Here is a 13822-nt window from a genome sequence, read left to right as displayed (position 1 = left end):
GTTTATTGATGTTTTAGAAGGGTTCTTCTTACGCGTTAGCCAAACCCACAGACCTCCACCAAAGATTAGATTGTTATTTCCTAAAAGCAAAAAGGTAGATTCGTTCTTAAAGAAAATAAACATTTCTGAACTACCTTTTGTCGAAATACAGCGTATTCATGAAGATGAGTTTAAGTATTTCATTGCTGGAGTAGATAAATCTGTATCATTATTCTCTGAATGGAAGAGTAACTTTGAAAGAGGATTCCCTAATTCGTTCTTCAATGTGATATCTTTGAAAGATTCTGTAGTTTGGCATAATTCAGCTATTTTTGAAAGCCTCTGGAAGCAGTCTATCCTCGAAAATAGAGTAAAGGATCTTTCTAATCAATTGAATAGAAATAATACTTCCAATCATAACTTTGTTCGGATCCTTGCTCATGAGCTAAAAAACCCAATTCAACCAATTCTTGGTTTTTCAGATCTGATTCAAAATAATAAGAGGCTAGACACCGATCAAAAAAATGAATTGCTGAAAATTATTTCTAGAAATGCTAGAAAATTGGATATCATGACAAATAATATTCTTGATTATGCCAGAATGGAAAATAATATTTTTAATTTGAACATTGAATACTTTGATCTCGTCCAGGTCGTCGAGGAATTAATAGGTGATTATACTATTCAAGTCAACAAAAAGCACATCAGGATAGAATTGGATACTTTATCCCAAAAGATTATGATAAAGGCTGACAAGATACGAATGATTGAAGTACTAGATAATTTATTAAGTAACTCTATAAAGTTTACTGAAAGGGGGCGAATCGTAATATCCATTCGACAGACTGAAAGATATTTTGTACTCAAGTTTATTGATACTGGATCCGGTATGAATGAGGAAAATCTTGAAAAAATATTCTCTAAATTCTATACCACTGATAAACTTGGAACGGGACTAGGACTCTACCTATCAAGAATAATCGTGGAAAAGCACTTGGGTAGAATTAAAGGGAGAAATAATGAGAACGGGGTCGGAAGTACTTTTACAATCGAATTACCCATAAAATAGTCTGTTACACTTATTATAAGTTTTATTAGAGATGACAATAACCCTGACCTATGCCATTACCTCTATTGCACAAAGTATTTTAAATGAACATTTAAAGTACATAGATTGGGAAAATGTATATCCTTTCATTCTTACAAGGGTGGAACTGGCAAAACCACACTAGCTGCCAATTTTTCTTTTCTGCTGGCTTCAAAGGGTTACAAAGTATATTTACTTGATCTCGATTTTTACGCTCCCAGTCTATATACATATTTTAATATTGAGCCAAAGTTTTGGATAAATGATTATCTGAAAAACAAAGCTGACCTAGATGATGTTATGATTGATTTCAGTTCTCTAATAGATTTTAAATTTGAAGGGGATTTATCAATAGGTTTTTCTAAAGGTGGAAAAGAGGATATATATCAACTCGAAGGTAGTTTGCTTAATGATAAGGAACAACAGGTACGACAGTTCAGAAACTTTATTGCGATGCGCGAAGACCTATTGGTCAATAAAGAAGCAGATTTTATAGTAATGGATACAAGTCCCGGGATACGATATTGGTCAATTAATTCTATAGTGATATCTGATATAGTCTTATTAACGTTAAAAATGGGTGATTTGGATTTAAGAGGAACAATTAAAATGATTAAAGAAATTTACTCCTCTTTAATCGAACACGGATCAGTTTGCAAATTGTTGTTAAATAGGGTTTCCGGATATTGTGTGCCTTATGTGAACATTGACCCTACTTATACAGATATCATAAGCGGGAACTCCGTCTTTAAAGATAAGATAGACAATGAATTGGAAAAGTTCGTAAGCGGATTGGTAAAAGTAGATACACTGCTAGAGATTCCGTGTTATTGTGACATTCAGTTTAAGGAAAAGGAATTTTTGACTACAAATGAATTTCCAGAGCATCCATTTACGACAAAGATGAAAGATCTAGTTAATCAGGTAGAAAATCTAGAATAAAATTTATTTTCTGTTACCTTTATTGAAAATACTGATTGCTTCGTCCATGTAACTTCTTAGATCTTCCTCCGTTTCCATCGATTCAGATTCACTACCCTGATGAATTTCATCAGAGTATCTCTTGGTCATTGCTAAAACCTTTTCCTTCATATTATCGATCATTTGAGACTGAGCCAGGTCTCCCATGATTTCTAATTCTTTGTATGCTGAATTCTTGATATATTTTCTAACTCGAATATCATTTGAAATGGCAATAATTGAATAATATGTCCCTACATAGAACAATAGAGAGGCGAATGGAAGAAAAATTATACTTGGTATACCAAAGGGAGGGAAACCTGCACCTACTATGGTTGCATTGGCACAGATAAAGAACAGAATGATTCCATAGGACGCCATTTTTAAATGCCCCTCAACTTTTGGTGATATTTTAAGTAGATTGGCCACCGACTTGAATCCTAGGCCATATAATATTCCACAAAGTGTGGTTGAAAGTATTAGCATAAAAATCTGAAACATAAACACAATACTCTCATCAAAATTCATATTCTCAGCTAGCGAATAAATTTCATCGTAATGGTAAATGAATACAAAGAAAAATAGGATCAATGGAATACTCGTCAAAATAAAAAACCTTGTTCTTCCTATCTTTTTGATTTGATAGTGTAAGAGAAAGTAATTGCAAATCCAAAGTAACGCAAAATAGGCCATCATTGAATATGATTGGAGGGTTATTACACTCATTTTAAAAATACAATAAAGGCTATCGTTGTCGCACTCAAAATTGAAAACTACTGGGGTAGATATAGTAATTTCAGATGGTTTTTCAGAAAGTAGCGTTGCAAAAAGGAATATAGAAACTAAAAGATTGATAAACATAAAAAATATGGAAATACCGAATAAGAGGGAAAATTTATTCTTATTTTCTTTATACCATGAAAGTAATTTAGAACTAACTAATAAGCTCAAAACTATACTGGAGCCATAACTAAATATGGTTATTAAGGTTAAATTTATAGTATAATATTTGTTATCGATAATCATATCAAAAAGTACAAATGCAGATAAGGAATAAAGAATTAATTGAATTACTCTTAAAAGAATTTTGTATTTACTAAAAATCGATTTTCTGTTGTTCACTATTGTCAAAATGTGGTTAATTATTATGAAGCTCCCTAACAGACTTATAGCCATAATTGTCGCAAATAGAACACTCCCTGTTGTTGTTTGAATAAAACCAATTGCTACATCGGAGATTGAACTTATATAATAATCTACAAATAGTAATAAAATAAAGACCGAAATCGAAAGTGTAACTGCTCTTGAATTGCCAGTTACAGATCTGAGATTAATGGAAGCCTTCATTATTTAGGCATATCTGAGTCTCCTATTTGAATATTTAATTTGTGAACCCTTTTTTTCTTAGTATCTACAATTATAGATATATCATAAATTTCTTAATTACCTTCTATTTTTTATCCAATAGAATCAGAATTATTTTAATATTTAATTTGGCATTTCTATATGGTTGAAGATAAATAGAAATTATAAATCTTACAAATTACCTACTACTAATTTGCAGGATAAGGCTATTCTACATCATGGTTTTCAAAATATTTTACCTCTATGTAATGAGCAAATATAATGAATTGACAACTATCCATGTATTACAAAAATATCAATCCATCTTTTCTATAATTAAAAAGTTAAGAATTCATAAATCGATTTTCAACGTTTTATTTTTAAGTAACTTTGTCATACCAAAATGATTACTTTACAAAATTAGAACATACCAGTTACCCTGTATAGTATGTGATAGAATCCCAATTAGAGGATAATTTTATCAAATATTAAAAAGAACTCAAGAGGTCGATATATGCATTCCCATAAACGCCTAATAACTTTTTATATATTCGATAGCAATCATTCTTATCTACTAGGGGCTCGGATGTTGCTGATAAGCTCGGCAAATTGGTCGTTTCATAGAACCTTCCACATATTATACATTTATTATTTCTCAATCTATCCACATCTCTTAATTCTATGTTATATTATTGACAAATCCTGATTAATATCGTTTTAAACATCCTAATAAATGCGAACGATTTATCTTGACTTTAAAGGAAATGGGCCAAAGCTGGATCTATTATATTTGCCTACAAACTTGTTAATTTCTTCTAATTGTTCTTGATTAAGACCACTTTGAACGATTTCGTATGGTTTATTATCAATTTGAGCTGCTAAAATATTAGCGATTTCTTTTGTAAATTTATTCATATATTATATAAGCACGTATAAAACTTATGAGTTATCATTATAGTAACACTGTTCAATAATAAATAGATGATACTAACAATATTTGATCATTCAAGCCCTGTTAAAACTCTTCAAACAAGTTTAAACACAGGGTTTTGGTGTTCAACGGCAACGTATTAATATTCGAGTCGACTATTTATACTTTTAATAATATAATAGGATAGTTATGATTTATGGATATAAGCTTCTATGTTTCTTTCATATAATTTCAGGTATTATCTGTCTATTGTTCATTTTGTGATATCATTACAAGCCTAGTTTTAAATCATCTTTCTAAATTGAAAAGTATCCATTAACAACATTGACTAATCTTCCAACATAGCGAATGCAAAGTCACCTGAATGCTTGACTATACTTTATTAATAATATGATTCAGACTGTCTTTAACTTAATGAAATTATAAAAGAACGGTCTATTTTAAGGTACTAACATTTATTCAAAATAATTAGAATATCCTATACGTAATTTGATTTATTTGAACAATATTGTTTGATTATAATTTCATTGATAATCTCAACTTTTAATTATTTACAGGAAAATGATTATTGGCAGAAAACAATCTAAGCGAGTATATTACTCAAAACATTGAACAATTAGGACAAAAAATTTGTATACGCTGGTCTACGATTTACTGATATGTATAGTAGTCTTGACGTGTGTGATTTCTAAGGTTTTTTATAAATTAATATGAGATTTATATTGTGCCGGATACGCCTTTTCATTGTCAGATAAGACTGCTATAATAGTTAAATAAATGATACCGATAATATAAATAGAAATTATTTGGATGATAATTATAAAGTTAACAATATCCCTAGAGATGTAAATAGGGATAATAATACTGCTAATACGAATAAGGATGATTATGTGGCGGATATCGATAATGCGGAATATGACAATTGCGAAATTTCTCTAAAGAATGACTCTCTTATAGATCTCGATCCATCTGTACGAAATTCAATAGATAATATTACCGCCATTATAAATGCCAAGATTAGAAACTCGGATATCTCTATGAAGCACAAAGCATCCATAGAAACTCAAATTGAGGGATTGGCGAATTTGATTAAATCAATACCTCGCAAGATTAGTAATGTTTCTACAAACGACGGTTCTACTCTTTCTACCGATAGCGATCAAAAACCCGTCTCTTCCCTTGATCAGGCCCCCGAGATAAACCCACCATATGCAAACAGTTCTACTCTTTCTACCGATAGCGATCAAAAACCCGTCTCTTCCCTTGATCAGGCCCCCGAGATAAACCCACAATATGCAGATGCTTACAACAACAAGGGCTTGTCCTTGTATTATCTAGGAAACAACCAAGAAGCCATAGCCTGCTACGATAAAGCCATCGAGATAAACCCCGAGTATGATCTTGCATTTTACAACAAAGGTATAGCCTTATCTGTTACTGGAAACAACCAAGAAGCCATAGCCTGCTACGATAAAGCCATCGAGATAAACCCACAATATGCAGATGCTTACAACAACAAGGGCTTGTCCTTGTATCATCTAGGAAACAACCAAGAAGCCATAGCCTGCTACGATAAAGCCATCGAGATAAACCCCGAGTATGATCTTGCATTTTACAACAAAGGTATAGCCTTATCTGTTACTGGAAACAACCAAGAAGCCATAGCCTGCTACGATAAAGCCATCGAGATAAACCCACAATATGCAGATGCTTACAACAACAAGGGCTTGTCCTTGTATCATCTAGGAAACAACCAAGAAGCTATAGCCTGCTACGATAAAGCCATCGAGATAAACCCACAATATGCAGATGCTTACAACAACAAGGGCTTGTCCTTGTATTACATTGGGAGCCAGGATGCCATAGCCTGCTACGATAAAGCCATAGAGATAAACCCCGAGTATGATCTTGCATTTTGTAATAAAGGTATCGTGTTATCTGTTACTGGAAACAACCAAGAAGCCATAGCCTGCTACGATAAAGCCATCGAGATAAACCCACAATATGCAGATGCTTACAACAACAAGGGCTTGTCCTTGTATCATCTAGGAAACAACCAAGAAGCCATAGCCTGCTACGATAAAGCCATCGAGATAAACCCCTATCATGCAGATGCATTCTATAATAAAGGAATGGCTCTATCAGCCACATCAAAATTTGCAGAAGCCATATCATCTTTTGACAAGGCCATCGAGATAAACCCCTATCATGCAGATGCATTCTATAATAAAGGAATGGCTCTATCAGCCACATCAAAATTTGCAGAAGCCATATCATCTTTTGACAAGGCCATCGAGATAAACCCCTATCATGCAGATGCATTCTATAATAAAGGAATGGCTCTATCAGCCACATCAAAATTTGCAGAAGCCATATCATCTTTTGACAAGGCCATCGAGATAAACCCCTATCATGCAGATGCATTCTATAATAAAGGAATGGCTCTATCAGCCACATCAAAATTTGCAGAAGCCATCTTTTCATACGAAAAAACGCTGGAAATTAATTCTGATAACGTCAAAGCACTAAATGGAAAAGCGTGGATACTTGCAAATCAATTCCCTGCACGTATTAACGAAGCATTAGAAACAATAAAGCGAGCATTAGGCATTGATCCAACCGACATAGATGTTCTATATACATATGGATACATAATGGAACACATGGGCTCTTACAAAGAATCAGTCTCAATTTACAACCATATATTAAAACAGGATCCCTTAATACCCGAGGTTTGGTACAGATGCTTTGTTTCTAAAACGAAATTGGATGATGATGAATTACCTGATTCTGTATTTTACTTGAATCAAGCAATTGATCTAAATCCAGAATATGCGATTATGTCAAAGGCAGTGAGACAAAAAAAATTGTCTGGGAATGAAAAGCACTATTCCGTTCCTATTATGTAATCCTGTTACATAAGGTCTCTATCATGGTGATTTTCAACTAGAAAAAAGCATAAAATGACAGGCTAAACCAAAATCTTGTTTTGCCTGTAGATCTAAAAATTGGATTATTTTCTAATATTAAATTTATTAAAGTGACATTTTTCAATGTCTTCGATGTCTTCTGTAAGAGATAAAATAAATCGTTTCCATGAAAAATAATGGATAACATATTCTGCTACCTTATTGGTTTTTCACCAATTAGTTTTTCATAATGAGTTGGATGATGTTGGAATTCTAGGTTTCAAATTATTGAGGGATCAGAAGAAAAATTAATAACGTGATCATATTTGATATTAATTGAGTATTATTGGATTTTGCTAATGAGAGTTTCGCAAATATTCACTGCAAACACATAAGGGAATTGGATCCTCTTATCAGATTTGTAGGCATAGCAAATGGGATGGGTACATTGTTGGCAACTTCCTACCGAGAACAATTAAATCCCCTAATGAATGACGATGAGACAAAACAATATGCCATGCAAGCAGTCTTTAGGGCAGAACTTCGTGAAGATTTCCAGAAGAATTTAGGTACCTTGGATTATTCTGTGGGCAAGTATGAAAAACTGATACGTGCTACGATTCCATTACCTGGTGTCAACGAAAGTAAATATTATCTTCTTATCTCGTTCGATATAGAGGCCAATTCAATATTCATTATTGAAAAAAAAGTCCTAGAATACATTAAACTACTAAACCGGGAGTAATTGTTATACAGAGTGAGGGGCCATTAAATCTAAAATTGAAAAGCGTGTATATCCATTCGCAATTAAATAAATCTAATCTAAGTTGTAATTATTCGATTTTTATATATCTAAAATTACCAATTGTTATAAGGGTTGATGTATTTATTATACATATGAGACAAAAATTTTCAGCGGGAAGTAAATGTGAGTGTATGTGCCATGGAAAAGCAGGCATCACAGAATATTGTGGTTATTGTTCTTCTTCACATCGTAGAATGAATACGAGTCCAAGACCTAGAAGATAGCTATATTTCTGTTGAAAAGAATGACTTCTTTTTGAAAACTTGCAGACCTAGATGAAGTCTGTAATCAGTTTTATAAAAATGAGTTTCTTTTTTAGAATAATAATTACTTTAATTTTATGAATGAGAAATTGATTAAATGATTCTTATTTACATTCTGTATTTGTATGTCCAAAATAAAGTCAATGAGTTATTTGAACCCTGGAATCCTTCGACCAATAAATTTTGCTTGATTAAATTCCTGGTTAAATATTTTGTGCTAAGAAAGTTTATTTTGGAGTGCTTTGGTAAGGCCTATATTAAACGGCTGCTATATAGGCATTCATATTTCTTTCCAATGTCTTTCTAAATCTCCGAGTCTATTCATTGCATCAAGATTATTCTGTAAATCACAGAACAGTGGTTCATTACGGATTTTTATGAATACCTCAATGACTTGATCATTAGTAACGCCATGTTTGATGTCATAATGGATATTTCTAATTATATTTGATAATTTGCCATATTTTTTGTGTTTTCTTATCTCCCATTTTGAAGCATCCTGTGGAAGTCCTTTAACATATTTTATAACTGTCTTTTCCATATTTTCAATATGCCAACTTTTTAGGGGAAAATTATTTTGGGTCAAAAAATCATCCAATATACTATATATAAGGAGGTATATAATGTTGACAAATTATTTCTGATACTAGTCGATAAATTTGCTCAAAAAATGACGGTTCGTGTAAATTCTTATGATGATTTTCCATTCAGAATCTTGACAAGATTTCTCAATAAACACATAAAACAAATTCCTATGGCCATTCACCCAGATATCAAACTTTGTCTGTATGTATGTCTAGTAATTATCACTTCTAATCTCCCCATTAGGCATTCTGATTAGACTAAAGAGGTAGAGTCATATTGTTGGAGGAAAAAGCTTTTGTATTTACCGGAGGGGATCCCTTTATAAGCAGTTTAATTTGGTTACTAAACTTGGAATTATGCTAGAGTAGCCTAGTAACAAGCAGTTATTCACCAATAATCTTAACTAGAACTCTTTTCCTTCTATTTCCATCAAATTCTCCATAAAATATTTGTTCCCAAGGGCCGAAGTCTAATTTGCTATTGGTAATTGCGACCACTACTTCCCTTCCCATGATTTGCCGCTTAAGGTGGGCATCAGCATTTTCTTCGCCTGTGTCATTATGTCTGTACTGATTTATGGGATTGTGCGGAGCTAATTTTTCTAACCAGCCCCGAAAATCTTTATGCAACCCTTTTTCATCATCGTTGATGAATATACTAGAAGATATATGCATTGAATTAATTAAACATAAACCTTCCTTGATCCCGCTTCGATTTAAGATCTTTTCCACATCAAGGGTTATATTGATTAGCTCAAACCTTGATTCGGTATTGAATATTAAATATTCAGTAATCGATTTCATTTATTTAGAAACAATTTATCAATATAATAACGTAGTTATGGTATCTATTGATATTAGACTATAGCCAATATAAGGTAATATTGTGAAAATCAATAGAAAAACAAAAGTAAAGAAAAAATATTAAAACCCCTGAGGGGTAGTTGTTATACTAGTTGGCGGTGCTATTTTGGAGAGCTGTTGTAGCTGCTAATGGATTTTCGTTTTCAAGTCCAGCTAATGGTGATAAACAATCGCCATTTTGTTGTGTATCCAAATTAAGACTGTTACCAGTTAAAGCATTAAATTCTGGTGCAATAGATTGTGCGTCAGAACCACTTGCTTGCCCTTGCATCGGGCTTTGCTCTGCTGAACTACTACCTTCTTGTGCTAGTGCACTATTACCAGAACAATGTTCAATAGTTGCTGATACATTTGGAATATACATTCCAACAATTCCTACTACGAGTAAGGCTGAAACTATTCCTGTTAATATTTTGTTCATCAGGTTGAAAAGTATTATATCCTATTTACCCATTTTTTAACAATGTTTGGACCAATCATTTTGACGAATCATAGTCAGTAATCTTAGTGTGATAGTCTATGTTATTTTTTCCTTTAAAAATTATATCAATGCTTTCATACACGTATTTAGCTTAAAATCTTTTTTAACCCTATTTTTGTCCGTAGCATAAAAATCATATGAGGCTATTCGATACCTGAAAGTGAAAATAAACTGAAATATGGTTGGCACTGAAGGAAGAAACAATAACGTAGAATTGTAATAAATCTTTCAATATTCTATTAAACATAATAAAACCAATAATGCATCTTTGTAGTTTAACACTCTTTACTGCTTTTGACAATAAAATAACTTCATCAATTTTAGCTGGAAAGGTAATTGCAATAGAAAAACGTTTGGAATGTATATATCAAAGTAAATTTCTGAATATGATACTTATCAAATAACTTAAAATCTAAAGAGTGGTTGGTATACTTGAAATTATGTTTGATTTGACGCCTCCAATATCTCCATTTACCATAGAAAGCCTATCCAAATCCATACAAAATGGCGAGTTGCTTCCTACGGAATTGACACGGTTCTGCTTGGGCCAAATTAAAAAATTCAATCATAAACTAAATTCTTTCATCACTGTTCTCGACGAAGAAAAAATTTTCGAATTCGCTGAGCAATGCGATAGACGAGTAAAACAGAATGATCTTTTGAATCCACTGCTAGGAATTCCATATTCTATTAAAGATATGGTTCATGTAAAGGGCATCAAATTTACTGCAGGATCTAAATTTTATGATAGTAATGTATCTAACTCTACAGCATCAGTTGTAAAAATCTTGAATAAAAAAGGGGCGATTCTTATGGGTAAAAATAATCTAAACGAATTTGCGTCCGGAATTACAGGCAAAAATTCTATATACGGAGACTCGAAAAATCCATGGGATTTGTCTAGAATATCTGGAGGTTCTAGTGGAGGCTCTGCAATTGCCGTAGCTACTGGTATGGTTGTATTTTCTTTGGGTACTGATACAGGTGGTTCTGTAAGAGTTCCAGCATCCCTTTGTGGTGTAGTAGGGATGAAGCCGACTTATGGTGTAATAAGAAATTCAGGCATATTTCCACTTTCACCATCTTTGGATCATGTTGGCTGGTTGACAAGAAGTGTGTGGGACTCAAATGCAATATTTGAAGGACTATGTAATCACAAAAATTTCTTGAAAGTAAAAAAAAATACATTGCTTTACAACAAACATTTGAGTATTTCTTCATTAGTTGTAGGAATTCCGAACGGATATTTCCTTAAAGTTATTGATCATCGAATTAAGAAAATGTTTTTTGATTTCTTAAAGATTGTTTTAGAATCTCCAATATTGGTAAAGAATTTTCACATAAAGTATACAAATAACTTTTTTTTAGCTGGAAGAAGGTGAGATTATACGAGGCTTCTAAAATTCATGCAAAAAGGCTGGAATCAAATGCAGGCCTATTTGGATCTGATGTGGTAAAAATGCTAATAGAGGGAAATCACATAACTACTAATGAGTACACTCGAGCCAAAGAACAAATAGAAAAAATCAAGGATGAATTTATGAAAGTTTTTAATAGTGGAATTAACACGATTCTATTACCAACCACAGTTATCTTGGTGCCCAAACTACGAAAAATTGATATAATAATCGATGATCTCCAACTGAATGTCCGAAAATCTTTACTAAGGAACACCGTAGTATTCAACAGTATGGGAATTCCTGCAATTACAATTCCACTGGGATTTGTTTCTGAGAAAGAAGGTGTACTTCCAGTAGGCCTTCAAACAATAGGTCCTCCGTATGGAGATCACTTAGTTTTATTTGTAGCACACAAGATTGAAGAACTTGTTGGATCAAATGGTGTGTTGACTCAGGATACTAGAAAAGAAAAAAAGAAGATTTAATTATCAATTAATATCAAGGAAAAAGACCAAGATTTAGTTTATTAATTCACTCTAAAATGATTGATTGAATCATAATATTTGCTGCAGCCATATAATTCCAAAAGATTATCCAACAATGCACTAAACTGTCTGAAACTTAATGGTAATGTATTAAGAATGAAAATTTAAAGTATAGCACATTCAATTAGAAGTTGATTGATTTAATGGATAGAAAATTACTCTTAGAAGAATTGAACGCAGATCAGGTTAGAAAAGTGGTCAACAACAATTCTATTGCTTTCCTTATTCTCGGTTCATGTGAAAATCATGGAGATCATCTACCCTTTGGCTCTGACTCTATATTTCCAATGAATCTTGCGAAAATCATTTCCGATGATATTGTCAAAAGCAATCCCTCTTCTGATCATAACTGTTTCATATTGCCTGTCATCCCATATGGAGTTAGTATACATCACAATGATTTTCAAATGACCATGAGTCTAAAATTTTCCACAATGATTTCTATGATTGAAGATGTCCTAGATAGTTTGGCAAAAAATAATATTAAAAAAGTAGTTATAATAAATGGTCATGATGGCAATATTGCACCAATAGAGGTAGCTTCTCGAAATTTGAAAAATAGATATCCGGATATGATTATTGCTTGTCTTGAATCATGGTGGGTATTAGTTGGTCAAAAAAACTCAAATCTTTTCAATGTGTGGAGTGGGTTAGGGCATGGTGGAGAAGCAGAAACTTCTGTCATGATGGCAATAAGACCTGATCTAGTGGACATACGCTCGGCACCGGAACAGATTATTCCGAACCTGCCTAGTGATGATATTCGACTTTACTGGAAATTTAGTGAACTGACTACAACCGGTGCAACAGGCGCCCCAAAAGAGGCATCAGTTCAAAAGGGACAGGAAATTATAGATATTCTCAAAAGGGTTGTTTTAGATTTCATAAACAAAATGAACAATAGCAATTGGAAGTATGGAGTATCAACAAGTAATTTTGAATAGATTTATTGTCTTGGATGAGGAAATCTTGTTTTATATTTCCAAAGAGCGTTTTGTCATAGTTTCTGTGTCAATTCAGATATTCTTTTTCCTAGTGCCCTAGTTATCTTGGTGTCTGGTTCAGAAATTTCTTTATTTGATCTAGGTCCTACACTTCTTCTAAGGCCATAGGACACTCCACTCTGAGTTAGTTTGGAAACGGCGTCAGGAGCACCTACAATTATCATTCCATGCTGAAGGACTGGAACCATCATTGAAATAGTAGTAGTACTTTTCTGATCGCCATAAACTAAAGTAGCTGCACTAAATACCGCACTTAGCTCGTCTATGAGTGATCCTCTATCCATAAATCACTGGTTCGACTTCAGAGAGCCTTCATGGGTGCTGCTATATTTTCAAATCTTTTGGCTGAGTCAAAAATAATTGCATCATATTTGGACATTCTCATTACGAAACTTCAACGATTTTTGTCCATCCGGTTTGTGAAATTACCTTTGATGAAAACGTCATCTGCCATTTCGCAGGGTTCCACGGGAAATGGAACATTCTTTGCTTCATAAGCGATTTCTTAGGTCATCTCATCTATATTTAAACATCTTAAAAAAGAAGAATAAATTTTGAAATCCTCTCAAATATTATGGTGGTCCCTATAAAACTACATAAATTTTATATGTGAAAATGAATCAGTCATAATTCATTTTTATGAAGGCTTCGACGATACGAAAATTG

At 32.9% G+C, this 13822-nt stretch carries 14 protein-coding genes; 8 read left to right on the top strand and 6 right to left on the bottom strand.

Going from position 1 to position 13822, the window contains the following annotated elements:
• Positions 1-70: 70 nt before the first annotated feature.
• Positions 71-1048 (top strand): sensor histidine kinase, encoded by a 978-nt coding sequence (locus AB0A59_RS10360; RefSeq protein WP_458743579.1) that lies wholly within the window; start codon positions 71-73, stop codon positions 1046-1048.
• 105 nt (positions 1049-1153) lie between these two features.
• A complete protein-coding gene (locus AB0A59_RS10355; protein ID WP_458743577.1) occupies positions 1154-2008 on the top strand; it encodes a MinD/ParA family ATP-binding protein in 855 nt (284 codons plus the stop codon).
• Between the two features lie 3 nt (positions 2009-2011).
• On the opposite strand, the gene AB0A59_RS10350 is transcribed toward AB0A59_RS10355, so the two are convergent.
• The gene (locus AB0A59_RS10350) at positions 2012-3373 is read right to left on the bottom strand and encodes a hypothetical protein (protein ID WP_458743575.1); all 1362 of its coding nucleotides are present in this window, start codon (positions 3371-3373) and stop codon (positions 2012-2014) included.
• 741 nt (positions 3374-4114) lie between these two features.
• Positions 4115-4285, bottom strand: coding sequence for a hypothetical protein (locus tag AB0A59_RS10345; protein WP_458743574.1), 171 nt, complete (start codon positions 4283-4285; stop codon positions 4115-4117).
• Positions 4286-5107: 822 nt separating this feature from the next.
• Here AB0A59_RS10345 and AB0A59_RS10340 point away from each other — a divergent pair.
• Together AB0A59_RS10340 and AB0A59_RS10335 are read left to right on the top strand one after the other, a co-directional pair.
• Entirely contained in the window at positions 5108-7210 is a 2103-nt protein-coding gene (locus tag AB0A59_RS10340) for a tetratricopeptide repeat protein (RefSeq protein WP_458743572.1), read from the top strand.
• Positions 7211-7556: 346 nt separating this feature from the next.
• Positions 7557-7955 carry a DUF6659 family protein gene (locus AB0A59_RS10335; protein ID WP_458743570.1) on the top strand — a complete coding sequence of 133 codons (399 nt, stop codon included), beginning with the start codon at positions 7557-7559 and terminating at the stop codon, positions 7953-7955.
• A 603-nt stretch (positions 7956-8558) separates the two neighbouring features.
• Here AB0A59_RS10335 and AB0A59_RS10330 read toward each other — a convergent pair.
• The 3 genes from AB0A59_RS10330 to AB0A59_RS10320 all read right to left on the bottom strand — a co-directional run bounded on the left by AB0A59_RS10330 (position 8559) and on the right by AB0A59_RS10320 (position 10147).
• The gene (locus AB0A59_RS10330; protein ID WP_458743568.1) at positions 8559-8864 is read right to left on the bottom strand and encodes a hypothetical protein; all 306 of its coding nucleotides are present in this window, start codon (positions 8862-8864) and stop codon (positions 8559-8561) included.
• A gap of 382 nt (positions 8865-9246) precedes the next feature.
• Positions 9247-9666, bottom strand: coding sequence for a secondary thiamine-phosphate synthase enzyme YjbQ (locus tag AB0A59_RS10325; RefSeq protein ID WP_458743566.1), 420 nt, complete (start codon positions 9664-9666; stop codon positions 9247-9249).
• A 148-nt stretch (positions 9667-9814) separates the two neighbouring features.
• The gene (locus tag AB0A59_RS10320; protein ID WP_458743564.1) at positions 9815-10147 is read right to left on the bottom strand and encodes a hypothetical protein; all 333 of its coding nucleotides are present in this window, start codon (positions 10145-10147) and stop codon (positions 9815-9817) included.
• 509 nt (positions 10148-10656) lie between these two features.
• Here AB0A59_RS10320 and AB0A59_RS10315 point away from each other — a divergent pair.
• From AB0A59_RS10315 to AB0A59_RS10305, 3 genes are all read left to right on the top strand, one after another.
• Positions 10657-11589 carry an amidase gene (locus AB0A59_RS10315; RefSeq protein WP_458743562.1) on the top strand — a complete coding sequence of 311 codons (933 nt, stop codon included), beginning with the start codon at positions 10657-10659 and terminating at the stop codon, positions 11587-11589.
• Positions 11586-12092, top strand: coding sequence for an amidase family protein (locus AB0A59_RS10310; RefSeq protein WP_458743560.1), 507 nt, complete (start codon positions 11586-11588; stop codon positions 12090-12092). The genes AB0A59_RS10315 and AB0A59_RS10310 overlap by 4 nt, the downstream gene beginning before the upstream one ends.
• A gap of 203 nt (positions 12093-12295) precedes the next feature.
• A complete protein-coding gene (locus tag AB0A59_RS10305; protein WP_458743558.1) occupies positions 12296-13096 on the top strand; it encodes a creatininase family protein in 801 nt (266 codons plus the stop codon).
• Between the two features lie 53 nt (positions 13097-13149).
• On the opposite strand, the gene AB0A59_RS10300 is transcribed toward AB0A59_RS10305, so the two are convergent.
• Complete coding sequence (locus AB0A59_RS10300) at positions 13150-13440, bottom strand: NADPH-dependent FMN reductase family protein (protein ID WP_458743556.1); 291 nt, start codon at positions 13438-13440, stop codon at positions 13150-13152.
• 30 nt (positions 13441-13470) lie between these two features.
• Between AB0A59_RS10300 and AB0A59_RS10295 the strand changes: the two genes are divergently transcribed.
• Complete coding sequence (locus AB0A59_RS10295; protein WP_458743554.1) at positions 13471-13653, top strand: hypothetical protein; 183 nt, start codon at positions 13471-13473, stop codon at positions 13651-13653.
• Positions 13654-13822 lie beyond the last annotated feature (169 nt).

The sequence above is a fragment of the Candidatus Nitrosocosmicus sp. T genome (assembly GCF_054408485.1).
This window is presented reverse-complemented; position numbering and strand designations above follow the sequence as displayed.

Excerpts from the sequence above, each read along its gene's own strand:
- AB0A59_RS10320 (WP_458743564.1), bottom strand. The coding sequence starts at position 10,147 with ATGAACAAAATATTAACAGGAATAGTTTCAGCCTTACTCGTAGTAGGA.
- AB0A59_RS10350 (WP_458743575.1), bottom strand. The coding sequence starts at position 3,373 with ATGAAGGCTTCCATTAATCTCAGATCTGTAACTGGCAATTCAAGAGCA.
- AB0A59_RS10345 (WP_458743574.1), bottom strand. The coding sequence starts at position 4,285 with ATGAATAAATTTACAAAAGAAATCGCTAATATTTTAGCAGCTCAAATT.
- AB0A59_RS10300 (WP_458743556.1), bottom strand. The coding sequence starts at position 13,440 with ATGGATAGAGGATCACTCATAGACGAGCTAAGTGCGGTATTTAGTGCA.
- AB0A59_RS10295 (WP_458743554.1), top strand. The coding sequence starts at position 13,471 with ATGGGTGCTGCTATATTTTCAAATCTTTTGGCTGAGTCAAAAATAATT.
- AB0A59_RS10305 (WP_458743558.1), top strand. The coding sequence starts at position 12,296 with ATGGATAGAAAATTACTCTTAGAAGAATTGAACGCAGATCAGGTTAGA.
- AB0A59_RS10325 (WP_458743566.1), bottom strand. The coding sequence starts at position 9,666 with ATGAAATCGATTACTGAATATTTAATATTCAATACCGAATCAAGGTTT.